At 42.6% G+C, this 19,689-nt stretch carries 19 protein-coding genes and 1 pseudogene; 9 read left to right on the forward strand and 11 right to left on the reverse strand.

Features of this window, described 5'->3' with window-relative positions:
- Positions 1-116 precede the first annotated feature (116 nt).
- The gene (locus ARCPR_RS00675; protein ID WP_012939544.1) at positions 117-1,163 is read right to left on the reverse strand and encodes an S-methyl-5-thioribose-1-phosphate isomerase; all 1,047 of its coding nucleotides are present in this window, start codon (positions 1,161-1,163) and stop codon (positions 117-119) included.
- A gap of 133 nt (positions 1,164-1,296) precedes the next feature.
- Here ARCPR_RS00675 and ARCPR_RS00680 point away from each other — a divergent pair, with 133 nt between their 5' ends.
- Complete coding sequence (locus tag ARCPR_RS00680; RefSeq protein ID WP_012939545.1) at positions 1,297-3,876, forward strand: DEAD/DEAH box helicase; 2,580 nt, start codon at positions 1,297-1,299, stop codon at positions 3,874-3,876.
- Here ARCPR_RS00680 and cobA read toward each other — a convergent pair.
- Entirely contained in the window at positions 3,857-4,582 is a 726-nt protein-coding gene (gene cobA / locus ARCPR_RS00685) for a uroporphyrinogen-III C-methyltransferase (RefSeq protein WP_012939546.1), read from the reverse strand. The two genes, ARCPR_RS00680 and cobA, sit on opposite strands and share 20 nt — an antisense overlap.
- Positions 4,583-4,723: 141 nt before the next feature.
- On the opposite strand from cobA, the gene dsrA reads away from it, so the two are divergent.
- The 8 genes from dsrA (at position 4,724) to ARCPR_RS00725 (ending at position 11,076) form a co-directional block, all read left to right on the forward strand.
- On the forward strand, positions 4,724-5,977 hold the full coding sequence (dsrA, locus tag ARCPR_RS00690; RefSeq protein ID WP_012939547.1) for a dissimilatory-type sulfite reductase subunit alpha: 1,254 nt from the start codon (positions 4,724-4,726) through the stop codon (positions 5,975-5,977).
- Positions 5,978-5,988: 11 nt separating this feature from the next.
- Complete coding sequence (gene dsrB, locus ARCPR_RS00695; RefSeq protein ID WP_012939548.1) at positions 5,989-7,110, forward strand: dissimilatory-type sulfite reductase subunit beta; 1,122 nt, start codon at positions 5,989-5,991, stop codon at positions 7,108-7,110.
- 42 nt (positions 7,111-7,152) lie between these two features.
- The gene (locus ARCPR_RS00700; RefSeq protein WP_012939549.1) at positions 7,153-7,392 is read left to right on the forward strand and encodes a dissimilatory sulfite reductase D family protein; all 240 of its coding nucleotides are present in this window, start codon (positions 7,153-7,155) and stop codon (positions 7,390-7,392) included.
- Between the two features lie 118 nt (positions 7,393-7,510).
- Complete coding sequence (locus ARCPR_RS00705) at positions 7,511-7,702, forward strand: 4Fe-4S binding protein (RefSeq protein WP_012939550.1); 192 nt, start codon at positions 7,511-7,513, stop codon at positions 7,700-7,702.
- Positions 7,703-7,798: 96 nt separating this feature from the next.
- Positions 7,799-8,491, forward strand: a complete 693-nt coding sequence (locus tag ARCPR_RS00710) for a helix-turn-helix domain-containing protein (protein ID WP_012939551.1) — start codon at positions 7,799-7,801, stop codon at positions 8,489-8,491.
- On the forward strand, positions 8,491-9,525 hold the full coding sequence (locus tag ARCPR_RS00715) for a hydroxymethylglutaryl-CoA synthase (protein ID WP_012939552.1): 1,035 nt from the start codon (positions 8,491-8,493) through the stop codon (positions 9,523-9,525). Before ARCPR_RS00710 ends, ARCPR_RS00715 begins: the two co-directional genes overlap by 1 nt.
- A 4-nt stretch (positions 9,526-9,529) precedes the next feature.
- Positions 9,530-10,684: a thiolase domain-containing protein gene (locus tag ARCPR_RS00720; RefSeq protein ID WP_012939553.1), complete on the forward strand. Its 1,155-nt coding sequence runs from the start codon at positions 9,530-9,532 to the stop codon at positions 10,682-10,684.
- Positions 10,685-10,689: 5 nt separating this feature from the next.
- Complete coding sequence (locus tag ARCPR_RS00725) at positions 10,690-11,076, forward strand: Zn-ribbon domain-containing OB-fold protein (RefSeq protein WP_012939554.1); 387 nt, start codon at positions 10,690-10,692, stop codon at positions 11,074-11,076.
- Here the strand turns inward: ARCPR_RS00725 and ARCPR_RS00730 are convergent.
- The 9 genes and pseudogenes from ARCPR_RS00730 to ARCPR_RS00770 all read right to left on the reverse strand — a co-directional run bounded on the left by ARCPR_RS00730 (position 11,073) and on the right by ARCPR_RS00770 (position 19,492).
- Positions 11,073-12,347, reverse strand: a complete 1,275-nt coding sequence (locus ARCPR_RS00730; RefSeq protein WP_012939555.1) for an amidohydrolase — start codon at positions 12,345-12,347, stop codon at positions 11,073-11,075. The genes ARCPR_RS00725 and ARCPR_RS00730 overlap by 4 nt on opposite strands.
- Before the next feature lie 35 nt (positions 12,348-12,382).
- On the reverse strand, positions 12,383-13,681 hold the full coding sequence (gene trkA, locus ARCPR_RS00735; RefSeq protein ID WP_012939556.1) for a Trk system potassium transporter TrkA: 1,299 nt from the start codon (positions 13,679-13,681) through the stop codon (positions 12,383-12,385).
- 9 nt (positions 13,682-13,690) lie between these two features.
- Positions 13,691-14,419 carry a twin-arginine translocase subunit TatC gene (gene tatC, locus ARCPR_RS00740; protein WP_012939557.1) on the reverse strand — a complete coding sequence of 243 codons (729 nt, stop codon included), beginning with the start codon at positions 14,417-14,419 and terminating at the stop codon, positions 13,691-13,693.
- Between the two features lie 31 nt (positions 14,420-14,450).
- Positions 14,451-14,762: a hypothetical protein gene (locus ARCPR_RS00745; RefSeq protein ID WP_012939558.1), complete on the reverse strand. Its 312-nt coding sequence runs from the start codon at positions 14,760-14,762 to the stop codon at positions 14,451-14,453.
- Positions 14,750-16,447, reverse strand: a complete 1,698-nt coding sequence (gene feoB, locus ARCPR_RS00750) for a ferrous iron transport protein B (RefSeq protein WP_012939559.1) — start codon at positions 16,445-16,447, stop codon at positions 14,750-14,752. The genes ARCPR_RS00745 and feoB (ARCPR_RS00750) overlap by 13 nt, the downstream gene beginning before the upstream one ends.
- 98 nt (positions 16,448-16,545) lie before the next feature.
- On the reverse strand, positions 16,546-16,893 hold the full coding sequence (locus tag ARCPR_RS09465) for a hypothetical protein (protein ID WP_012939560.1): 348 nt from the start codon (positions 16,891-16,893) through the stop codon (positions 16,546-16,548).
- 30 nt (positions 16,894-16,923) lie between these two features.
- Positions 16,924-17,307, reverse strand: coding sequence for a hypothetical protein (locus ARCPR_RS00760; RefSeq protein ID WP_012939561.1), 384 nt, complete (start codon positions 17,305-17,307; stop codon positions 16,924-16,926).
- Positions 17,308-19,265: pseudogene (gene feoB, locus ARCPR_RS00765) on the reverse strand (ferrous iron transport protein B).
- A complete protein-coding gene (locus ARCPR_RS00770; RefSeq protein WP_012939562.1) occupies positions 19,262-19,492 on the reverse strand; it encodes a FeoA family protein in 231 nt (76 codons plus the stop codon). The pseudogene feoB (ARCPR_RS00765) and the gene ARCPR_RS00770 overlap by 4 nt, the downstream one beginning before the upstream one ends.
- Positions 19,493-19,689: the final 197 nt, after the last annotated feature.

The following is a 19,689-nucleotide window of genomic DNA, read 5'->3' on the forward strand; positions in this document are numbered from 1 at the left end:
TCTAACCTTTGTTCTGAAGATTTGAAAATTGCGTAAAAAATTGAAATATTGAAATCTCGAAGATATACTACAATGACATAGAAAAATGAAAAATTGTAAATAACAATCAAAGTGGCCTATTCGCTACCACCTAACTTCAGAAATTTTGGCACGTTCTCCTCGTACGGCGGATATATGACACCTTTTTCGGTTATCAAGGCGGTAACATACTTGAGTGGGGTTACATCAAAGGCCGGATTGAAGACTTTAACGTCTTTCGGTGCAATCAACGTCTTTCTACACTTTATATGGCAATAGATTAGTTCATCTTTGCTCCTCTCCTCAATAATTACCTCATCCATAGTCTTTTCCCAGTCAAACGTTGTAATCGGTGCAGCGACGTAAAATGGAACGTTATGCTCTTTGGCAACTATTGCTACTGTGTACGTTCCAATTTTGTTGAAAACAGCGTCTCTCACAATCCTGTCAGCCCCAACTATCACCTTATCGACCATTCCCCTCTGCATTACGATTCCAACCATATTGTCCGTGATGAGCGTCACATCTATACCGTCCTGCATCAACTCCCAGCACGTAAGCCTAGAGCCTTGATTTAGAGGACGAGTTTCGCATGCAATTACTTTGATTTTCTTACCCTGCTCAACCGCACTTCTTATCACACCCAAAGCTGTTCCGTAATCAACGGTTGCAAGCCTTCCAGTGTTGCAGTAAGTTAAAACAGTATCTCCGTCCTCCAAAAGCTCAGCTCCATATTTACCCATGAGTTTGTTCCTTCTAACGTCTTCCTCAGCTATCCTTTCAGCCTCTTCTAAAGCTTTCTTTCTTATTTCCTCAACATCGCTACCGCTCAAGACGACTTCCAAAACTCTATCAATTCCGTAGAATAAGTTTACAGCTGTTGGCCTTGTCGAAGCTAGAAGCTCGGCCCTCTTCTTGACATGCTCCTTTAGCTCATCTACATCTTTGAAATCCCTCTCGTAACAAGCTAAAGCGACACCGTAAGCACCGCTCGCCTCCAAAGCTGGTGCTCCTCTCACAGCCAACCTCTTTATAGCATCTGCAAGCTCATCAACAGTTCTGCACGTTATAATTTTGAATTCGTCCGGCAAAAGCGTTTGATCAATCAGTTTTACGGCATTGTCCTCCCAATAGATCGTTCTCATGGCTTTGGGTTGTTGGTATAGTTATTAAGAATTTTCTTGACGTAATGCATCTTTTTCATCAAACAAAAGCTGCGAGACTATTGGTTAAGCGAGACGTTCATCTTAAATATCCTCAAGTCTATTCTACGAGTCCATGCTAGTTGAGGCTTTAAGGGAAATAGGGATAAAAAGGCTGAACGACCTTCAGAAGGTTGCTATTCCGAGAGTAGCTAAGGGTTTAAATGTCCTCATTACAGCTCCGACTGGAAGCGGTAAAACTGAGTGTGCCACAATCCCGATACTCAACAAGATGCTCAAAATGGATTGTAAGGGTATAACTTTTCTCTACATCACTCCTTTAAGAGCTTTGAATAGAGACATGATCAGGAGACTAAAGATTTTGGCAGATAAGCTCGGCTTTACAATAGCTGTCAGACACAGTGATACGTCAAATGCTGAGAGGAGATTACAATCCTTGAAACCTCCACAAATACTAATCACAACACCAGAAACATTCCAAATACTGTTCTTAGGTAGAAGACTTAGAGAGTCTTTAAGAAACGTTCAATTTGTTGTGATTGATGAAATCCACGAGCTTGCGGATTCTAAAAGAGGTGTTCAGCTTGCAATAGCTTTGGAAAGGCTTAGAGAGCTTGCTAACTTCCAAGTGATCGGTTTATCCGCAACCTTAAGTAACGCCAAGGAGATCGCGGAGTTCTTTGGAATGGAGGATGTTGTTGAGTGGAATGGTAAAAAGGTCTACGAATTCAGAGTTGTTAAGGGAGATGAGGAAGAGATAGCGAGGATCGTGAAAAACCATAGATCTTCGTTGATATTTACAAATACTAGGCAAACGGCCGAAACATTGGGATTGAAGCTTAAGAAGATGCTCAAGATCGAGGTGCACCATAGCTCGCTGTCGAGAGATGTTAGAATAGAAGCTGAAAAGATGTTTGCCGAAGGGAAGCTGGATGCATTGGTTTGCACATCTTCTATGGAATTGGGAATAGATATCGGACATGTGGATGCGGTGGTTCAGTACAACAGTCCAAGAGAAGTGAAGAGGTTAATTCAGAGAGTTGGAAGAAGTGGGCATAGGCTTGAGGAAGTTTCAAAAGGGTATATTGTTGCAAACGAATTTGACGAAATTCTTGAGTCTTGGGCAATCGTTAAAAGAGCCAAGAAAGGTTTGATTGAAAGAATCGAACCTTTCAGTAAGCCCTTGGATGTTTTGGCAAATCAGATTGTAGCGATGCTTATGGAGGGTTACGATCTTGGTGCAATTTACGAGATAGTTAAAAGAGTAAAATTTTACGATGATTTGAGTGAAGAAGAATTTAACGAAATCTGTGCGTTTTTGGAGAAAAATGGCCTGATAAGGAATGGAAAGGTTACGAGGAGTGGTAGGAGATATTTTTACTCGAACATTTCAATGATTCCAGATGAGAAAAAAGTCAAGGTTGTAGATACAGCTACGCATAAGGTTATTGGATATTTGGATGAGAGCTTCGTATCTCTCTTGGATCACAATGTATTCGCTATGAAAGGGGAGCTTTGGAGAATAGTAGCGATAGACGACGTTGTAAGAGTTGAGAGAGTTGAGTCTGAGGGTGTCGTTCCTTCTTGGCTTGGTGAAGAAATTCCTGTCCCCTTTGAAGTTGCTCAGGATGTTGGCAAGATTAGAAGGTGGATATGCAATCTTCTCAGGAGCTTTAGCAAGGAAGAAGTTGTAGATATTCTTATGCAAGAGTTTAATACGGACGAAGGTTCTTGCAAAGTAGTTTTGGATGTAATTGAAAGGTGTTTGAAAGAGGGATACAGGATCGCAACGGACGATGTTGTAACTATTGAGGGTAAAGGAAATGTCGTAATAAACGCCTGTTTTGGTCATAAGGTGAATGAAACCATTGCAAAGCTAATATCTCTCTTCCTACCCAAACCTTTCGAGATTTCTGTAGAACCTTACAGGATAAGGATAAAGGGTAACGTCGACGCAGATTACGTTAAAGACGTTCTGATGAAAATAGATGTTGATAAGATTGCGGAGCTGATAGAAATCGCTCTCATCGATTCAAAGGTCATGCAGTACAAGTTCGTCGAAGTTGCAAAGCGATTTGGATGTTTGGATGATGTAGGCAGAATTAACATTAGAAGACTCATCGAAAAGATGAGAGGAAAACCCGTTTATATAGAGGCTTTAAAAGAGGTAATACACGATAGGTTGGACTTGGATAGAACTGCTTTTGTATTGAAAAAAATTCAGAGCGGAGAGATAGAAATTTTGGTTTACGAAGAATGCAGTCCCCTATCAAAACTCAGCGAGCTAAGGATTGGTGATATTGTAGGGGATAGGGAGAAAGCCATTTTGAAAGCCTTCAAGGAGAGGATTGAGAACGAATATTGCTACTTAATTTGCTTAAACTGCGGTTGCAGGGTAAAGATGAAGGTTAAGCAGATAGAGAGTTTGATGTGCATAAAGTGCGGTTCAGCTCTTTTAGCTTGTGTGAATGCGAGAAGAGATTTAAATGAGATAGATAAAGTTGAGCTCTATAAAAATGCAAATCTCGTCATGAACTACGGAAAGAGGGCGATATATGCCCTAAACACGTTTGGAGTTGGAGTCAACACGGCTGTAAAAATACTTTCAAAGTTTTTCAAGAATGAGGAAGATTTTTTGAAGGAGCTTATCGAGGCTGAGAAGAGGTTTGTGAGGACTAGAGTTTTCTGGAGTTGAACTTCTTACCAAGCTCAACAACATCACCTATGACTATCAACGCTACACCCTTGACGTTTTTCTCTACAATATCGCCAATTGTCTCAAGGTTTCCATAGTAAACTCTCTGATTGTCAAGTGTTCCGTTTTCTATTACGGCTACTGGCGTTTTAGGATCTTTTCCAAGCTCTATCAATCTCCTACAGATTTCTTTAATCTTCTCCTTTCCCATCAGTACGACTATTGTCCCGTTGAGAGCTGATTTCCCAATATCTTCTAAGTTTCTGCCCGTAATGACGAATATCGTTGAAGAGAGTCCTTTGTGCGTTAAAGGAATTTTTGCAGAGGTTGGGACGGCTATAACCGAGCTGAGTCCGGGTATTACTTCGAAAGGTATGTTGTTCCTTATTAGGTATTCTACCTCCTCTCCACCCCTTCCAAAAACGAATGGATCTCCACCCTTTAGTCTTACAACGATCTTTCCTTCCCTTGCAAGCTTAACCATAAGCTCATTTATGTTTCTTTGTCTCTCAGCACCGTTCTCATAAGAGTTTTTTCCTACGTAGATTATCTCCTTTCCCATCCTTTTCAGCATATCTTCTATACTTTTTCCGACGAGCCTATCGTACAGTATGACGTCCGCCATCTCTATTACCTTCAAAGCTTTGACCGTTAGCAGTTCAGGATCTCCTGGACCGGCTCCAACAATGTAAACTTTCCCAGTCACCAGCCCCTTTAACGTTAAACATTCTAAAAGATTTACGAAATGAATTCTCAAAATTAAAACTCAGTTTTATGAAATTTAATTTCGAAAATCTTATATATGGTTAATGGAGAGATAAATACGAACCGTTTGGGAGGTGGTTAAATGCCAGTAGTTGATGGTGTAGAATTGCCAGAGACTCCATTACTTGATGAACTTGAAAAAGGTCCATGGCCTTCCTTTGTAAAAGAGATCAAGAGAGCTGCAATCGAGCAGGAGAAGGCGATGAAAGCTGGTAAAAAGATAAAGTTGCCAGGTGCCGCTAAGGGTCTACTTAAGGTTCTCGAATTGTCTTACAAAGAAAAGAGAACGCACTGGAAGCACGGAGGTATCGTAGCTGTCTACGGTTACGGTGGAGGAGTTATTGGTAGATACTGTGACTTGGAAGATAAAGTTCCAGAGGTTTGGCACTTCCACACGATGAGAATTAACATGCCAGCTGGCTGGTTCTATTCAACGAAAGCCTTGAGAGCTATCTGCGATGCTTGGGAGAAGTGGGGTTCTGGATTGACGAACTTCCACGGTTCAACTGGAGACATAATCTTGCTTGGAACGAGAACTGAGCACTTACAGCCGATGGCAAACGCCCTAGCTTACCTTGAAAAATACGGCTCCCCTGCTCCATTCGACATCGGTGGTAGTGGTTCTGACTTGAGAACTCCTTCAGCCTGCATGGGTCCAGCTTTGTGTGAATTCGCATGCTACGACACCCTTGAGGCTTGCTATCAGTTCACGATGAGATATCAGGATGAGTTGCACAGGCCAATGTGGCCATACAAGTTCAAGATAAAGTGTGCTGGATGTCCCAACGACTGTGTCGCTGCAAAGGCAAGATCGGACTTCGCTATAATCGGAACTTGGAAGGATGAAATCCAGATTGATCAGGAAGCAGTAAGGGAATACGCCAAGGCTGGTGTGGACATTGAGAAGCAAGTTGTTAAGAAGTGTCCAACTGGTGCGATAAGCTGGGACGGTAACGAGCTAAAGATCGACAACAAGAACTGTATCAGATGTATGCACTGTATAAACGTCCTACCGAAGGCTCTAAAGCCGGGTAAGGAGAGAGGAGCAACGATCCTCATCGGTGGTAAGGCTCCGTTCCTCGATGGAGCTATAATCGGATGGGTTGCAGTGCCGTTCATTCCGGCAGACGAACTTATAGACAAGTGCTGCGAATTGCTTGAAGCAATTTGGGACTGGTGGGACGAGAACGGTAAGTTCAGAGAGAGAGTCGGAGAACTCATCTGGAGAGTTGGAATGCAGGAATTCTTGAAAGTGATCGGTCAGAAAGCTGACGTTAGGATGGTGTACGCTCCAAGAAACAACCCGTTCATATTCTGGAGAGAATTGCAGGAGTGAGGTGGTTTGTTATGGCTGAGGAGAAGGAATGGGAAGAGACTGTGGAGCCAAAAACTGATTTTGGCCCACCGCACTACTCGATAATGTTGCACCCCGTGATTAAAAACAACTATGGAAAGTGGAAGTACCACGAAGTGGTTAGGCCTGGTGTAATTAAGAGGGTTGCAGAAAGTGGAGACGTAATATACGTCGTTAGATTCGGATCACCGAGACTGTTGAGCATCTACACGGTTAGAGATCTATGTGACATTGCCGACAAGTACTCTGATGGTTATCTAAGATTCACAAGCAGGCACAACGTAGAATTCTTCTTAACCGATCCAGACAAAATTGAAGACTTGATAAAAGAAGTTCAGGAGAAAGTAGGATTCCCGTGCGGTGGAACTTGGGATGCCACAAAGGGTGAATACGGTCTTACAAACATCGTCCACACTCAGGGCTGGGTACACTGCCACACACCAGCTACTGATGCATCTGGTATCGTGAAAGCTGTGATGGATGAACTCTACGAATACTTCACCGACCACAAGCTCCCAGCTCTGTGTAGAATTTCCCTTGCTTGCTGTGCTAACATGTGTGGAGCAGTCCACGCTTCAGACATTTCGATGGTTGGAGTCCACAGAAAAGTTCCTAAGATAGATGACGATGCTGTAAGAAGGACTTGTGAGATTCCGTCAACTGTCGCAGCTTGTCCAACTGGTGCTCTGAAGCCAGACATGAAGAGGAAGACAGTAATACTCGACAAGGACAAGTGCATGTACTGTGGAAACTGTTACACAATGTGTCCGGGTATGCCAATCTTCGACCCAGAGAATGACGGTGTAGCAATACTCGTGGGAGGTAAGCTATCAGATGCTAGATACCCGCCACAGCTTTCGAAGGTTGTAGTGCCATGGCTACCAAACAACCCACCAAGATGGCCAGAAGTCGTTCAGACAGTTAAGAAGATACTTGAGACTTGGGCAGCCCACGCAGAGAAGTACGAGAGAGTTGCTGAGTGGATACACAGAATCGGCTGGGAGAGATTCTTCGAGTTGACAGGCTTGGAGTTCACTGAGAAGCTGATCGAAGACTACCACAGAACACCGTACCTCTACACGACATTCAGAACATCCGCAGCTTTCAGATGGTAAAGTGTATATACTACTTTAACCTAATTTTTTTGGTGACCTAAAATGGCCGAGGAAATAAATAAGGAGGAGCTAAAGCAGAAAGTTATAGAATACTTGCAGAAGAAGCCTTGGCAAGTTAGAGATTTGGCGAAAATACTAAGAGTCAAGAAGAAAGAACTTGATAAGATAGTGCAGGAGCTTATAAATGAAGGAAAAGCAGCATATTGGTCGTCTGGTTCCACAACATATATAACTACTCCAGAGAAGCTCAAGGAGATGGAAGAAAAGAGATCAGGAATTTGATTTTTACTTCATTTTTAACCTATTTTGTTTTATTCGGTCATACCTTACTGAGAGACTCGCGAGTGATTTAAAAAACGTTAAATACTCCTAAAATCATCCAGCTGGGAGGTGGTAGGGTATGGTAGAGATTAAAGTAGACCCAGAAAAGTGTGATGGATGTGGAGAGTGTATAGGTGTCTGCCCTGGAGAGGTATACGAGATTGGGGAGGATGGAAAATCCCATCCTGTGAGACCTGAAGACTGCCAGGAGTGCTGTTCGTGTGTTGAAGCTTGTCCAAACGGAGCCATTTGGATTGACATCTGTGAGTAAGCCCTCAAAATTTTTTATTTTCTTTAACAAGTTCTACAACGTCAATAAACGTATTCGATTTCGTTAAATTTATAAGTTTTCGAGCAACTTCGTTTTATGGATCACATAATTGACGTTCTAAAGGATAAGATTTCAGGTGAAATCGTCTTTTCCGATAATCCTGGCAAAGCTCTGAGAAAGTGGAGGCGAATATTTGAAGTTTCTCAGAAGGAGCTTGCCGATAAATTGGGAATTTCTCCATCAGTTATAAGTGATTACGAAAGCGACAGAAGAAAATCACCCGGTATAAGCTTTGTTAGGAAAGTCATAACGGCACTATTCGAGATAGACAAAGATAAGGGCTACAAGACAATTTCGAAGTACAGGGACCTCATAAGTGGCATTAACTTGGATGCAATCATAGATATGAAAGAGTTCACGAAATCTCTGAAGTTTAAGGAGCTTGTGGAAATGCTTGAGGGTGATGTGATAGTAGAGACTGATAAGGTCGTTAACGGATATACAATAGTCGACAGCATAAAGGCGATTCTAACGTTAAATGCGTACGACTTCTACAAGCTTTACGGCTACACGAGCGAAAGATCTCTTATCTTTACGAAAGTCTCAACTGGAAGATCTCCAATGGTCGCTGTTAGAGTTGCGAATCTAAAGCCGAGCGTAGTCGTTTTGCATGGGTTGAAAAGGGTGGATGAGATTGCTGTTAAGTTGGCGGAAGCTGACAAAGTTGGATTGATCGTTACTAACCTGCCCGTTGAAGATATGGTAGATAGGTTGAGGGGTGTTGAGTGATGGTGGGAATAGTCTCTTACGGAACGTACATTCCAAGATACAGAATCAAGGTTGATGAAATAGCGAGAATCTGGGGCGAGAACGCAGAGGTTATAAAAAACGGTTTGGGCGTTGAACAAAAATCGGTTCCTGGATCGGATGAAGATACCGCTACGATTGCAGTAGAAGCTGGAAGAGAAGCTCTAAAGAGGGCCAAGATAGACCCGAAGAAGATCGGTGCAGTTTTTGTGGGTAGCGAGTCTCATCCATACGCAGTGAAACCAACTGGGACGATAGTTGCTGAAGCTCTGGGTGTAGGCAACGACTACTTCTGCGCAGATCTGGAGTTTGCATGTAAAGCTGGAACCACTGCCATGCAGATCTGCTACGCAATGGTTAGGGCTGGAATTATAGAGTATGGGATTGCAATAGGAGCCGATACAAGTCAAAGCAGACCCGGTGACCCGTTGGAATATACGGCTGGAGCTGGGGGAGCATGTTTCATAATAGGGAGGGATTGCATAGCGGAGATTGAAGGAACGTACTCCTTTGCGAGCGACACACCCGACTTCTGGAGGAGGGAAGGGCAGCCCTACCCATCCCATGGCGGAAGATTTACAGGGCAACCGGCTTACTTTAGACATATTGTTGGTGCAACGCAGGGATTGCTTGAGAAGTTAGGATTGAAACCTTCAGATTTCACATACGCTGTATTCCATCAGCCCAACGGTAAGTTCCCTATGAGAGTCGCAAAGATGCTTGGATTTACGAAGGAGCAGGTTAAACAAGGTCTTGTTGTTCCTTACATAGGTAACACTTACTCGGGTTCATCCATGATAGGGTTAGCATCCGTCTTGGATGTTGCAAAACCCGGAGATAGAATTCTGCTCACATCGTTTGGCAGTGGTGCTGGTAGTGATGCCTTTTCATTCGTAGTGACTGACAAAATAGAGGATTTTGAGAGAAACCCGACAGTCTTTGAAAAGATAAAGAGTTGTGAGTACGTTGATTACGGTATGTACGTCAAATTGAGGAGGAAGATAAGGTTCGGGTGATGTTATGAGGGGGGTTGCCGTAATAGGAGTTGGATGCTCAAAATTCGGTGAACTTTGGGAGATGGGATTCAGGGACATTGTAATTTCTGCAGGTGTTGAAGCTTTGGAGGATGCTGGTTTGGAAGGGAGAGAGATAGAAGCTGTTTACGCTGGAAACATGAGTGCTGGTAGGTACATAGGTCAGGAGCACATAGCTTCACTCATAGCAGATTATTCAGGCTTGGCTGATTTGCACGTTCCATGTACCAGAGTTGAGGCTGGAGATGCGAGTGGTGGAGTAGCACTCAGACAGGCATACATGGCTGTTGCATCGGGGATGCACGACATTGTTATAGCTGCGGGTGCTGAGAAAGTTACAGATGTTCCAAATGCAATGGAAATCTTATCGAGTTCTGCCGATGTCGAATGGGAGGTCTTCAACGGTGCAAATTTGCCCGCACTATATGCAATAATTGCAAGGGCTCACATGAAGAAATACGGAACTAAAGAAGAAGATTTGGCAATGGTGAGCGTTAAGAATCACAAGAACGCAACACTGAATCCAAAGGCTATGTTTAAGAGGGAGATAAGTTTAGAAGTTGCTCTTAACTCTCCTTACGTTGCAGAGCCCTTGAAACTCTTTGACTGTGCACCGATATGCGACGGAGCTTCTGTCGTAATCTTGGCGAGCGAGGATGTTGCCAAGGAGTATACAGATACACCAGTTTACATCAAAGCTTGTACTCAAGCTAGCGATTACATAGCTCTGCACAGCAGGAGAGATATAACAACGATGGATGCAGTTGTTCACGCTTCAAGGCAAGCTTACAAGATTGCAAAAATAGATCCAAAGGACGTTGATGTTGCAGAGGTTCACGACTCTTTCACGATAGCTGAGATAATGGCTTATGAGGATTTGGGATTTGTGGAGAAGGGAAGGGGAGCCGAGCTTATTAGAGAGGGAGTTACCGCTTTGGATGGAGATTTGCCAGTGAACCCTTCGGGGGGTCTGAAAGCTTTTGGACACGCAGTAGGTGCAACTGGAGTTAGACAGGCAGTTGAGATCGTTCTACAGCTAAGAGGAGATGCAGGAAAGAGGCAAGTTGATGCTGAAGTTGGTTTAAGCTTGAATATAGGAGGGACGGGTGGAACTGCGGTTGTTACAATCTTCTCGAGGTGATGTCTATGTTGCCCAAGTTTTGGAGGAAGATAAAGTACAGGTACAACCTAATTGGTAGCTACTGCGAGAACTGTGGAGGCTATTTCTATCCGCCAAGAAACCTCTGTCCAAAGTGCAGGAGGAAGGGAAAGGTTAAGGAGGTTCAGTTCAGCGGTTACGGGAAGGTTTTAAGCTGGAGTGTAGTTCACGATGCAGTAGAGAACTTTTGGATGTCAAAACCGTACGTTGTCGCTTTGATAGAGCTGGATGAGGGTGCGAGGCTGACTGCTCCACTCGATTGCAAGCCTGATGAGGTATACGAGGGGATGAGAGTCAAAGCGGTTTTCAGGAAGTTCGGAGAGGATGGAGAGGAAGGAATAATATACTACGGAACGAAGTTCGTTCCAGTCTAGCTTTCTTCAAATTTCTCCTTTAAACTCTCAACTTTGTCCATAATCTTGTCTTCATCAAGCGTTAGGACTATGCCATCCTCAACCAACAACTCTCCATCAACTATCACATGAGTTACTTCACAGCCGTAGCTTGCATACACGAGGCTGTGAAGAGGATCATACATCGGGCAGTAGTTATGTCTCCTTCTGTCTATTAAGACGATGTCTGCAAGGTACCCCCTCTCAAGCTTTCCTCCCTTAATTCCGTAAGCTCTATATCCGTTTTCGGTAGCCATCTTTAAAACTTCCTTAGCTTTCAGAGCATCGGCTCTACCGGTTATTACCTTTTGAAGTAGTGAAGTCATCTTTATCTCTTCAAAGAGGTTGTAGGTGTTGTTCGAAGATGCTCCGTCAGTTCCCAAGCAAACGTTTATTCCTAGATCGTGCAAGTCCTTAACTCTGGCAATTCCAGAGGCCAATTTGAGGTTACTTATGGGGCAGTGAACCACGCTTACATTTCTTTCTTTCAAAATCCTCATCTCATTATCGTCAAGCCAGATTGCATGAGCTATAACAGTTCTTTCATCTAAGAAACCTATTTCATCAAGCAACCTCACGGGAGTCTTTCCATAAACGGATTTCACGTGCTCAACTTCCCACTTCGTTTCAGCTACGTGAATGTGAACGTATGTGTTCAACTCTATTGCAGCATCCTTTACCCTCTTGAGAAACTCAGGAGTGCATGTGTATGGTGCATGCGGCCCAAATATAGCCCTAATTCTACCGTTGAATGCATTGTCCCAATTTTTGATGAACTCTGTTCCAATCTTTAACTCGAGATCAGCCTTTTCTTTACTACCTCTGTCAGCCATTCCATAGCTTAGAACTGCCCTAATCCCCGACTCCCCAACAGCTTTGGCGACTTCGTCCATGTGTATGTAGAGATCGCTGAAAGCAGTAGTTCCAGTTTTAAGCATTTCTAAGATTCCTAAGAGCGATCCCCAGTACACATCTTCTGGCTCAAGGAGTTTCTCTACTCTCCAAATTTTCTTCTCAAGCCAGTCTTTCAAAGGTAAATCTTCCGCATAACCTCTGAAGATTGTCATTGCTAGGTGAGTGTGAGCGTTGAAAAGACCCGGAATGACGATCTTTTCCCTAGCATCGATTTCGAGGTCTCCACAAATGTCGTCCCTTCCAACGTATGCTATCAAGTTTCCTTCTATACCTATGTTAGCCTGAACGAATTCACCATTTACAAAGCACAGACCGTTCTTTATCGCCACATCAAACATACCAGTTGACAGTGCAATCGCCTTTAATACGTTTTTTATTCGAATATGTCCTCTAATTCCTCTATACAATCCCAAGTTGCGAAAACGAGTATTCTATCTCCCCTTTTGATTACGGTGTCTCCTCGAGGTATCAAGAAGTCCTCTCCTCTAATCACACCTCCTATTATCGCGCAGTCAGGTAACTTTAGATCCATTATCTTAACATCATCGACATTCTTGGCTATAAACTCCAGAACGGCAATCTTCTGTTTAATTTCTGCAATACTCCTTATATCCACAAGCCTGAGATATTTCATTACTTCGAGAAAGGTTACCCTTCTAGGAGATATTGCATGATCTACTCCAACCATTTCGAATATCTTTATGTAATCACCCTTCTCGACCTTCGCAATAGCTTTCCTCGCACCCATGCTTTTGCAAAGGAGAGAAATCATCAAGTTTCTCTCGTCGCTCTCGGTTGTTGCGATCACTACATCGCTCTTACCAACCTCAACTTCCTCAAGAAATTCGACATCCGTTGCATCTCCGCATACAACCTTTGTCTTCCTTAAACTCTCGCTCAAAATTTCGCATCTATCAATGTTCGAATCCACTAAGGTTATCTTAAACTTCCCCGTTTCGAGAGTTCTTGCTATGTATTCTCCTATGGTTCCCCCTCCGAATATCGTAACATTCTTTACAAGAGTCTGCCCAAATGCTTGAACCTTTGCAATTTCATCCACTCTTCCCAAAACGACTAGAACATCTCCCTCCTCTACTACGGTTTCTCCTCTGGGTATAACAACTTCTCCATTTCTGAGTATAGCTACGATTAGCACGTTTTTCGGTAAATTTAAATCGGAAATTTTCTTTCCAACGATGCCCGCTCCAGCCTTGATTTCTACGACGTTAGCTTCCCCCCCACTCAACGTTACAAAGTCAACAGCTCCAGGAATCATGAGCAGATTTGCAATCTCGTTTGCCAAAGCGAGCTGTGGACAAACTACGAGATCGAATCCGAGTATGTGATCTCTAACGATAGGTCTGTCAACGTAATCTGGATTGCTCACTCTAACAACGACTTTTTTCGCACCAAACTTCTTAGCCAAAAGACCAGAAAGCATGTTTACCTCGTCATCACCTGTTACAGCCAAGAATACATCAGCCTTCTCTATTTCGACAGATTTCAGAACGTCTATGCTTGCGGAGTTACCTCTTACTGCAGAAACATTAAGATTTTTCATATTTTCTACCTTATCTTCATCTATATCTATGACGTAAACATCGTGATTATCGCACAAAACCTTCGCCAAGTTGTATCCTACCTCTCCTGCTCCAGCTATGACTATGCGCATTGAACTGCCTTATCCCGTACTCTTTATATTTTTCTCCATGATCCTTGCAAGCACTATGCTGAACTCGTACATGATTACAACGAGGGTCAGAACGATTATTTGACTGATTCCCGATATATCGAGAGTTAAATTCGTTGCCAGAATGAAAACAGCTAGATATACTATCCACCTTTTGCTCTTCAACCACTTGGAATCTATCAAACCGATTCTAACCGCTATCACAGCTAAAACTGGAATCTGAAACGACAGTCCGAAGGCTAATATTATCTTCAAGGCTGAGTACAGCGTTTTTTTGGCTGTTAAGAAAGGATCAGCTCCCATATTGAAAAGCATGGATATGCTGAAAACCCTAGGAACAACGATGAAGAAGCCTAAAGAGACACCGACTAAAAATAGTATATAGGAAAAGGGTAGAAAGATTTTTACAAATCTCCTCTCATGCTCGTAAAGTCCGGGCCTAGCAAATTGATAGAGTTCGTAGACCAAATAAGGATAAACGACGATGAGCACAACCGAGAACGAAAATGTAAGTTGAACCATGAACCATTCAGTTGGAGTCACAACGTTGATTTGAGTATCGGGTAGCACATAGCTCCAAAAATCCTTTATCATCTGTCCAGAAAATCTAAAAACTATCGCAATTCCTATGACAAAAACAACGAAAACTCTCAAGAGTCTTTTTCTAAGCTCTGCCAGGTGTTCCTGTAGAGGCATTTCCCTGTCTTCTGGTGGTTCCACGCTTTGACTTTCGGCTTAGAATATATCTCTTTTATGCAGACAACCTCCTTTTCATCATGAGCAGATAAGGAAGTGTGGAAATTCCAACAATCCCATAACTAAAATTGGCATCTTCTCCACCTAAAAAGGTGTCAGCGTAGGATGCCATAGCAGATAGGATCATTAAAACACCGAAAGCCAATCCAAGTATAGATCCAGCCAAGCAGTACCCATCCTTTTTTGTAACTACTCCCTTGAGGAAGACTGCAGATATTGTAAACAGTACAAAAGAGTTTGCATAGCTGTTCTTCAATTCGAAAATTGCTGATACAAAAAATATCATAAAGTAAATCAGGCCAACCAAGTTCCCACCTCCGTTATCAGTAATGCGAATATGTAGGCGACGATAAAGCTATAAAGAATTGAAAATATCGCCCACTTAAATCCGGCTTCACTTCTTATTGCGGCAATCGTTGCAAAGCAGGGTACGTAAAGTAGTGTGAAAACCATGAAAGCTAAGGCCTGATATGTACTTAAAAGGCTTACATCGACATTCATTAATCCTATCGTCTCGACAACTACCTCCTTAGCAACAAAACCCATTATGAGGGCAAGAACCAGTTTGTAATCCCAACCCATCGGTGCGAAGAGGGGATGAATAGCCTTACCGATTATTCCGGCAAAACTCTCTTCAATATTCTCACTTGGATAGCTCGTTATGAACCATATGAATACTGCCATAACGACTATGACTGTTCCAGCTTTTTCAAGGAAGTGCTTGACCCTATTCCAAGTTAGGAGTACTATATCCCTAACGTTCGGTAAGATGTAAGGAGGTAATTCGAGTATGTACTCTGCCTCTCCCTTAAATATAGTCTTTCTGAAAAGAAATGCCGATATTAGGGCTACAGCCAATCCGAACAAGTATAGGCTCATTATGACAGCACTACCATTCCTAAAGAGTGCGCTAACAAAAAGGACGTATATAGGCAATCTAGCACTGCACGACATGAACGGACTTACCAATACGGTGGTTAGCCTAATTCTATCATCCTCTATGCTTCTCGTAGCCATTACAGCGGGGACATTGCAACCGAACCCCATTATAAGCGGGATTATAGACCTACCATTCAATCCAAATTTTGACATGATTGAATCCACTAAATAAACTGCGCGGGGCATATAACCGCTTAGCTCAAGGATCGACAGCGAGATAAAGAGAAACGCGATGTTTGGCAGGAAAACTAAAACGCTACCAACACCGCTAATGACACCGTTACCAAGCAAATCGAAGAGTATTCCATCATAACTTGATATGAGATCTGCAAGCGCAGAAAAAAAGGCATCTAACAAATCAACGATTGGCTGCGCGACATTGTAAGTGAAAACAAAAACCATCCACATGAGGGATAGAAAAATGGGAATTCCCAAATGCTTGTCCATAAAAGCTTCATCAAGCAGCTCGCTTATGATAACCTTGCTTTCGAACCTCTCGATCACTTTATTTGCAATTTCTTCGGCAATCTTAACTTTCTCTTCAAAAGTTCTACCCAATCTTTTCGGAACTTTCCCTCCTTTAATGATCTCCTCTTTTAGTCTGTCTATTCCTATTCCTTTACTTGCAACAGTTTCAACTACTGGAACACCCAAAATCTCGCTGAGCTTGTCGCTCCTTATTCTTATTCCCCTATTCTTCGCAATATCGACCATGTTGAGTACAACTATCATTGGAATTCCGAAATCTGTCAGTTCTAATGTGAGGTATAGATTTCTTTCAAGGTTCGATGCGTTTACGACGTTTAAAATTAAATCTGGCCTTTCCTTAACTAAAAAATCTCTCGCAACCTTTTCATCTATTGATCTGGGTTGAAGGCTGTAGATGCCGGGCAGATCTATGAAAATTACCTCCTTACCGTCTATCCTCGCCTTCCCCTCTTTCTTTTCAACTGTCACACCGGGAAAGTTACCTACTGTGAAGTTTCCACCAGTTAAAGCATTTATAAGGGCTGTCTTCCCAACGTTTGGATTTCCAACGAGAGCAACTTTCACGGATTTGGTTGGCCAGTGACACTAAATAAAAATTGCTGGTTGTAGTTGAGTTGATCGCAGTTTTTCAGATCGTTTCACATCTAAACATTGGTAAAAATTTAAATGAATTTTGAAATATACGTAGCGACTTTTGCCCCTATAAGAACGAATAGAGCGATGACTAGAGTTTCAATCCCCGCTTTTGGACTGATTTCTTTCATCGCAAGAGCCGATAAAAAGTCTGTTAAGACTGCGAAAGCTAGAGCCGCAATCAGACCGTACCTGCTAAATATTAGAACCATTGCAACAACTAGGGGTATAGCCACTAGAGTGCCGATAACTGTAACCTTTATCAGATCCAATCCCGTCGACTTGGCTATTAAGCTCGTAATTCCTGCCATTCTTGGGCATACTACGAAAAATGCGAAGGATAAAGCTGCAATTAATATTCTTACATCACCCCCCATGCATAATATTGAAATGGGCAATATATAAAGCTAAGGTGGCAAAGTCTTCCTAGCTCTATTGAGAGCTGTCAATCCCGGTATTGCAAGTGGAAGTAGCAGAATTTCTACCCTTAGATCGTTTAAGGGATTCCACTCATCTCCCACGATCCATGCATCCAATCCGTTCGTGAGCAAGACCAGTGTGTAGAGTACACCAAATACGGCAAGCATCAATGAGCCAAAACCAAAGAAAGCATCATGTTCATCGTGCGTTAGTCCTCTCAGAAATATCGCTGAAACCACAATCAGAACTAAGCCCCCAAATACATCGCTTGGAAATAGTTGTAATATCATTTCTCCCTTCAATCCTCCTACGATCTCGAGTAATCCAGCTGCAAGCGTCATTATGAATAAGATTGCCGAATACCACCTCATTCAAGCCACCCCCAAGCTTACAGCAATTCCGTAAACGATCAAAGCTACAACATAGGCCAAGATAAGTTCATAAGCAACAACAAATGTTGTCCACTTCCAACTACCAAGTTCCTGCTTCAGAATTCCAAGTGTTGCTAAACAAGGTAGGTATATCAGCGTTATTACCATTAGAGCCAGTGCGGAAGCTGGTGTGAAGTGTTGTGATATAACATCAGCAACATCCTCTTCACCAACGCCGTATATTACTCCCAAAGTCCCAACAACGATCTCTTTAGCCAAGAATCCTCCGACCAAAGCTACTCCGGCAGTCCAGTCCAAACCCAAAGGTTTGATTATTGGTTCAACAGCATGGCCTATTGCAGATGCGTAGGAATTCTCGATTAGTTCGCCACCGTTAGTTGCATCCCAAGGATGTGTTGTTAGGAACCACATCACGAGTGCTCCAATGAAGAGTATTGTTGCAGCTTTTTTCAGGAAGATTAAAGTCCTATTCCAAGCACTTATCAAAATACTTCTTACAGTTGGAGTTTCGTAAGGAGGCAGTTCCATGAGCAGAGGTGAAGGTTTTCCACCGAATATGAGCTTTCTGAAGAGTGTGGCCATTATTGCAGCGAGCAATATCCCGAGTATATACATCAATGTTATCACTGCACCGGCAAATTTCTCGAAGAACACTCCGGCAAATAGCATGTAGACGGGTAACCTTGCAGAGCAAGACATCAGAGGATTTACCATTATAGTGATCTTTCTGTCGATGTCGTCCTCTATCGTTCTTGTAGCCATTATGGCTGGAACGTTGCAACCAAAACCGAGAAGCATCGGAATGAAAGATTTACCCTGCAATCCTACCTTAGTCATAGCTCTATCCATTACAAAAGCGGCTCTTGGTAGGTAGCCACTATCTTCGAGTACTGCCAAAGCTATGAACACAAATGCTATAGGTGGTAGGAAAACCAAGACGAATCCCCATCCACCGAATATTCCGTCTCCAATTAATGATGCCAGTTGCGGATTAGCTATGTTGCTCTTGGCCCAGTCCGAGCAGAATGAAAAGAACACATCTATTGCATCGCTGAATGGAGCAGAGACTGAATATGCAAATTGGAATACTGCCCACATTAGGGCCAAGAATATCGGTATTCCGACGTACTTGTCAGTCACAACAGTATCTATTAAGTCTGAGAACGTCCTTGGCTTCTCAACTTTTTCAACGCATTTACCAACTATTTCTTCAATTTTTTCATACCTTGCCAAAGCTAGCTCACTGGCGAAATCCATTCTTTTACCACCTCTTTGCTTATTCTAGCTTTGCTCATAATCTCATCGTCAAGCTCGAGCAACTTTATGGCAACAAACCTTGATGGATACTCTGAAAGAATTGAATTTTCAACGATTTTAGACTCCAAAAGCTTGATATACCTCTCGATCCTGTCGTTGTACTTTATAACAGGTTTTCTTGGCATACGTGAGGCCTGAATTATCGTGTTCTTAAGCTCCTCAATCCCCTCACCCCTTATTGCAACCATCGGAACTACTGGAACCCCTAAATCGGCAGAAAGCCTTCTTACATCTATCTTGTAACCCTTCGATTCAGCTAAATCCATCTTGTTCAAAGCAACTACGACGTTTGCTCTCATTTCGATCAGCTGGAGTGTTAGATAGAGATTTCTCTCGATGTTCGATGCATCAACTATATCAACGACAACATCAGGCCTTTCGTTCAGTATGAAGTCCATTGCAATTCTTTCATCTAGAGATGTTGCTGAAAGGGAATAAATACCGGGAAGATCGACTATTACCATTTTGACTCCTTTATGCTCGCAAATTCCTTCCTTCTTCTCAACCGTAACACCGGGCCAGTTTCCAACCTTCTGCCTTGCACCAGTTAAAGAGTTAAAAATCACGGACTTCCCTACATTCGGATTCCCGGCTAATGCAACCTTTATAGTCTCTTTCATTCTCTCACCTCAACGATAACCTTCTCAGCCTCAGCTTTACGAAGAGTAAGACGATATCTCCTAACTTCTATCTCCATTGGGTCTTTCAATGGAGCATTTCTGACAATCCTAACTTCCGCTCCTCTTGTCAGCCCCATTCCCAAGAGTTTCCGTTTCAAGGTCGTATTTCCTTCTACATCCAAAACGATGGCTTTCGTTCCCGGCTTTAGTTCGTGCAACCTTCTCATTGTCAGAAATTTAATTTAGCTGAATAAATACTTAATCCTAATAAATTTAGATTGTCATTTGACTTACCTAAGAAATTTAGATTCTTCGATAAATCTCCTAAAAGCCTAAGCATATCAAATTATTAGAGAAATCACGCTAAATCGCTAGGTTTCTTAAGCTTTATTTTCGTAAAAGAATCTATACTTGAAATCCTAGC

The sequence above is a fragment of the Archaeoglobus profundus DSM 5631 genome, assembly GCF_000025285.1.
In the GTDB taxonomy this organism is placed as follows: domain Archaea; phylum Halobacteriota; class Archaeoglobi; order Archaeoglobales; family Archaeoglobaceae; genus Archaeoglobus_B; species Archaeoglobus_B profundus.

What these genes read in the sequence shown, in the direction of transcription:
- ARCPR_RS00760 (WP_012939561.1), bottom strand. Translation starts at nt 17,307, where the DNA reads ATGAGGTGGTATTCGGCAATCTTATTCATAATGACGCTTGCAGCTGGA.
- ARCPR_RS00680 (WP_012939545.1), top strand. Translation starts at nt 1,297, where the DNA reads ATGCTAGTTGAGGCTTTAAGGGAAATAGGGATAAAAAGGCTGAACGAC.
- ARCPR_RS09465 (WP_012939560.1), bottom strand. Translation starts at nt 16,893, where the DNA reads ATGGGGGGTGATGTAAGAATATTAATTGCAGCTTTATCCTTCGCATTT.
- trkA (WP_012939556.1), bottom strand. Translation starts at nt 13,681, where the DNA reads ATGCGCATAGTCATAGCTGGAGCAGGAGAGGTAGGATACAACTTGGCG.
- ARCPR_RS00770 (WP_012939562.1), bottom strand. Translation starts at nt 19,492, where the DNA reads ATGAGAAGGTTGCACGAACTAAAGCCGGGAACGAAAGCCATCGTTTTG.
- ARCPR_RS00705 (WP_012939550.1), top strand. Translation starts at nt 7,511, where the DNA reads ATGGTAGAGATTAAAGTAGACCCAGAAAAGTGTGATGGATGTGGAGAG.
- ARCPR_RS00675 (WP_012939544.1), bottom strand. Translation starts at nt 1,163, where the DNA reads ATGAGAACGATCTATTGGGAGGACAATGCCGTAAAACTGATTGATCAA.
- ARCPR_RS00710 (WP_012939551.1), top strand. Translation starts at nt 7,799, where the DNA reads ATGGATCACATAATTGACGTTCTAAAGGATAAGATTTCAGGTGAAATC.
- dsrA (WP_012939547.1), top strand. Translation starts at nt 4,724, where the DNA reads ATGCCAGTAGTTGATGGTGTAGAATTGCCAGAGACTCCATTACTTGAT.
- ARCPR_RS00720 (WP_012939553.1), top strand. Translation starts at nt 9,530, where the DNA reads ATGAGGGGGGTTGCCGTAATAGGAGTTGGATGCTCAAAATTCGGTGAA.
- ARCPR_RS00700 (WP_012939549.1), top strand. Translation starts at nt 7,153, where the DNA reads ATGGCCGAGGAAATAAATAAGGAGGAGCTAAAGCAGAAAGTTATAGAA.
- dsrB (WP_012939548.1), top strand. Translation starts at nt 5,989, where the DNA reads ATGGCTGAGGAGAAGGAATGGGAAGAGACTGTGGAGCCAAAAACTGAT.
- ARCPR_RS00725 (WP_012939554.1), top strand. Translation starts at nt 10,690, where the DNA reads ATGTTGCCCAAGTTTTGGAGGAAGATAAAGTACAGGTACAACCTAATT.
- ARCPR_RS00730 (WP_012939555.1), bottom strand. Translation starts at nt 12,347, where the DNA reads ATGTTTGATGTGGCGATAAAGAACGGTCTGTGCTTTGTAAATGGTGAA.
- ARCPR_RS00715 (WP_012939552.1), top strand. Translation starts at nt 8,491, where the DNA reads ATGGTGGGAATAGTCTCTTACGGAACGTACATTCCAAGATACAGAATC.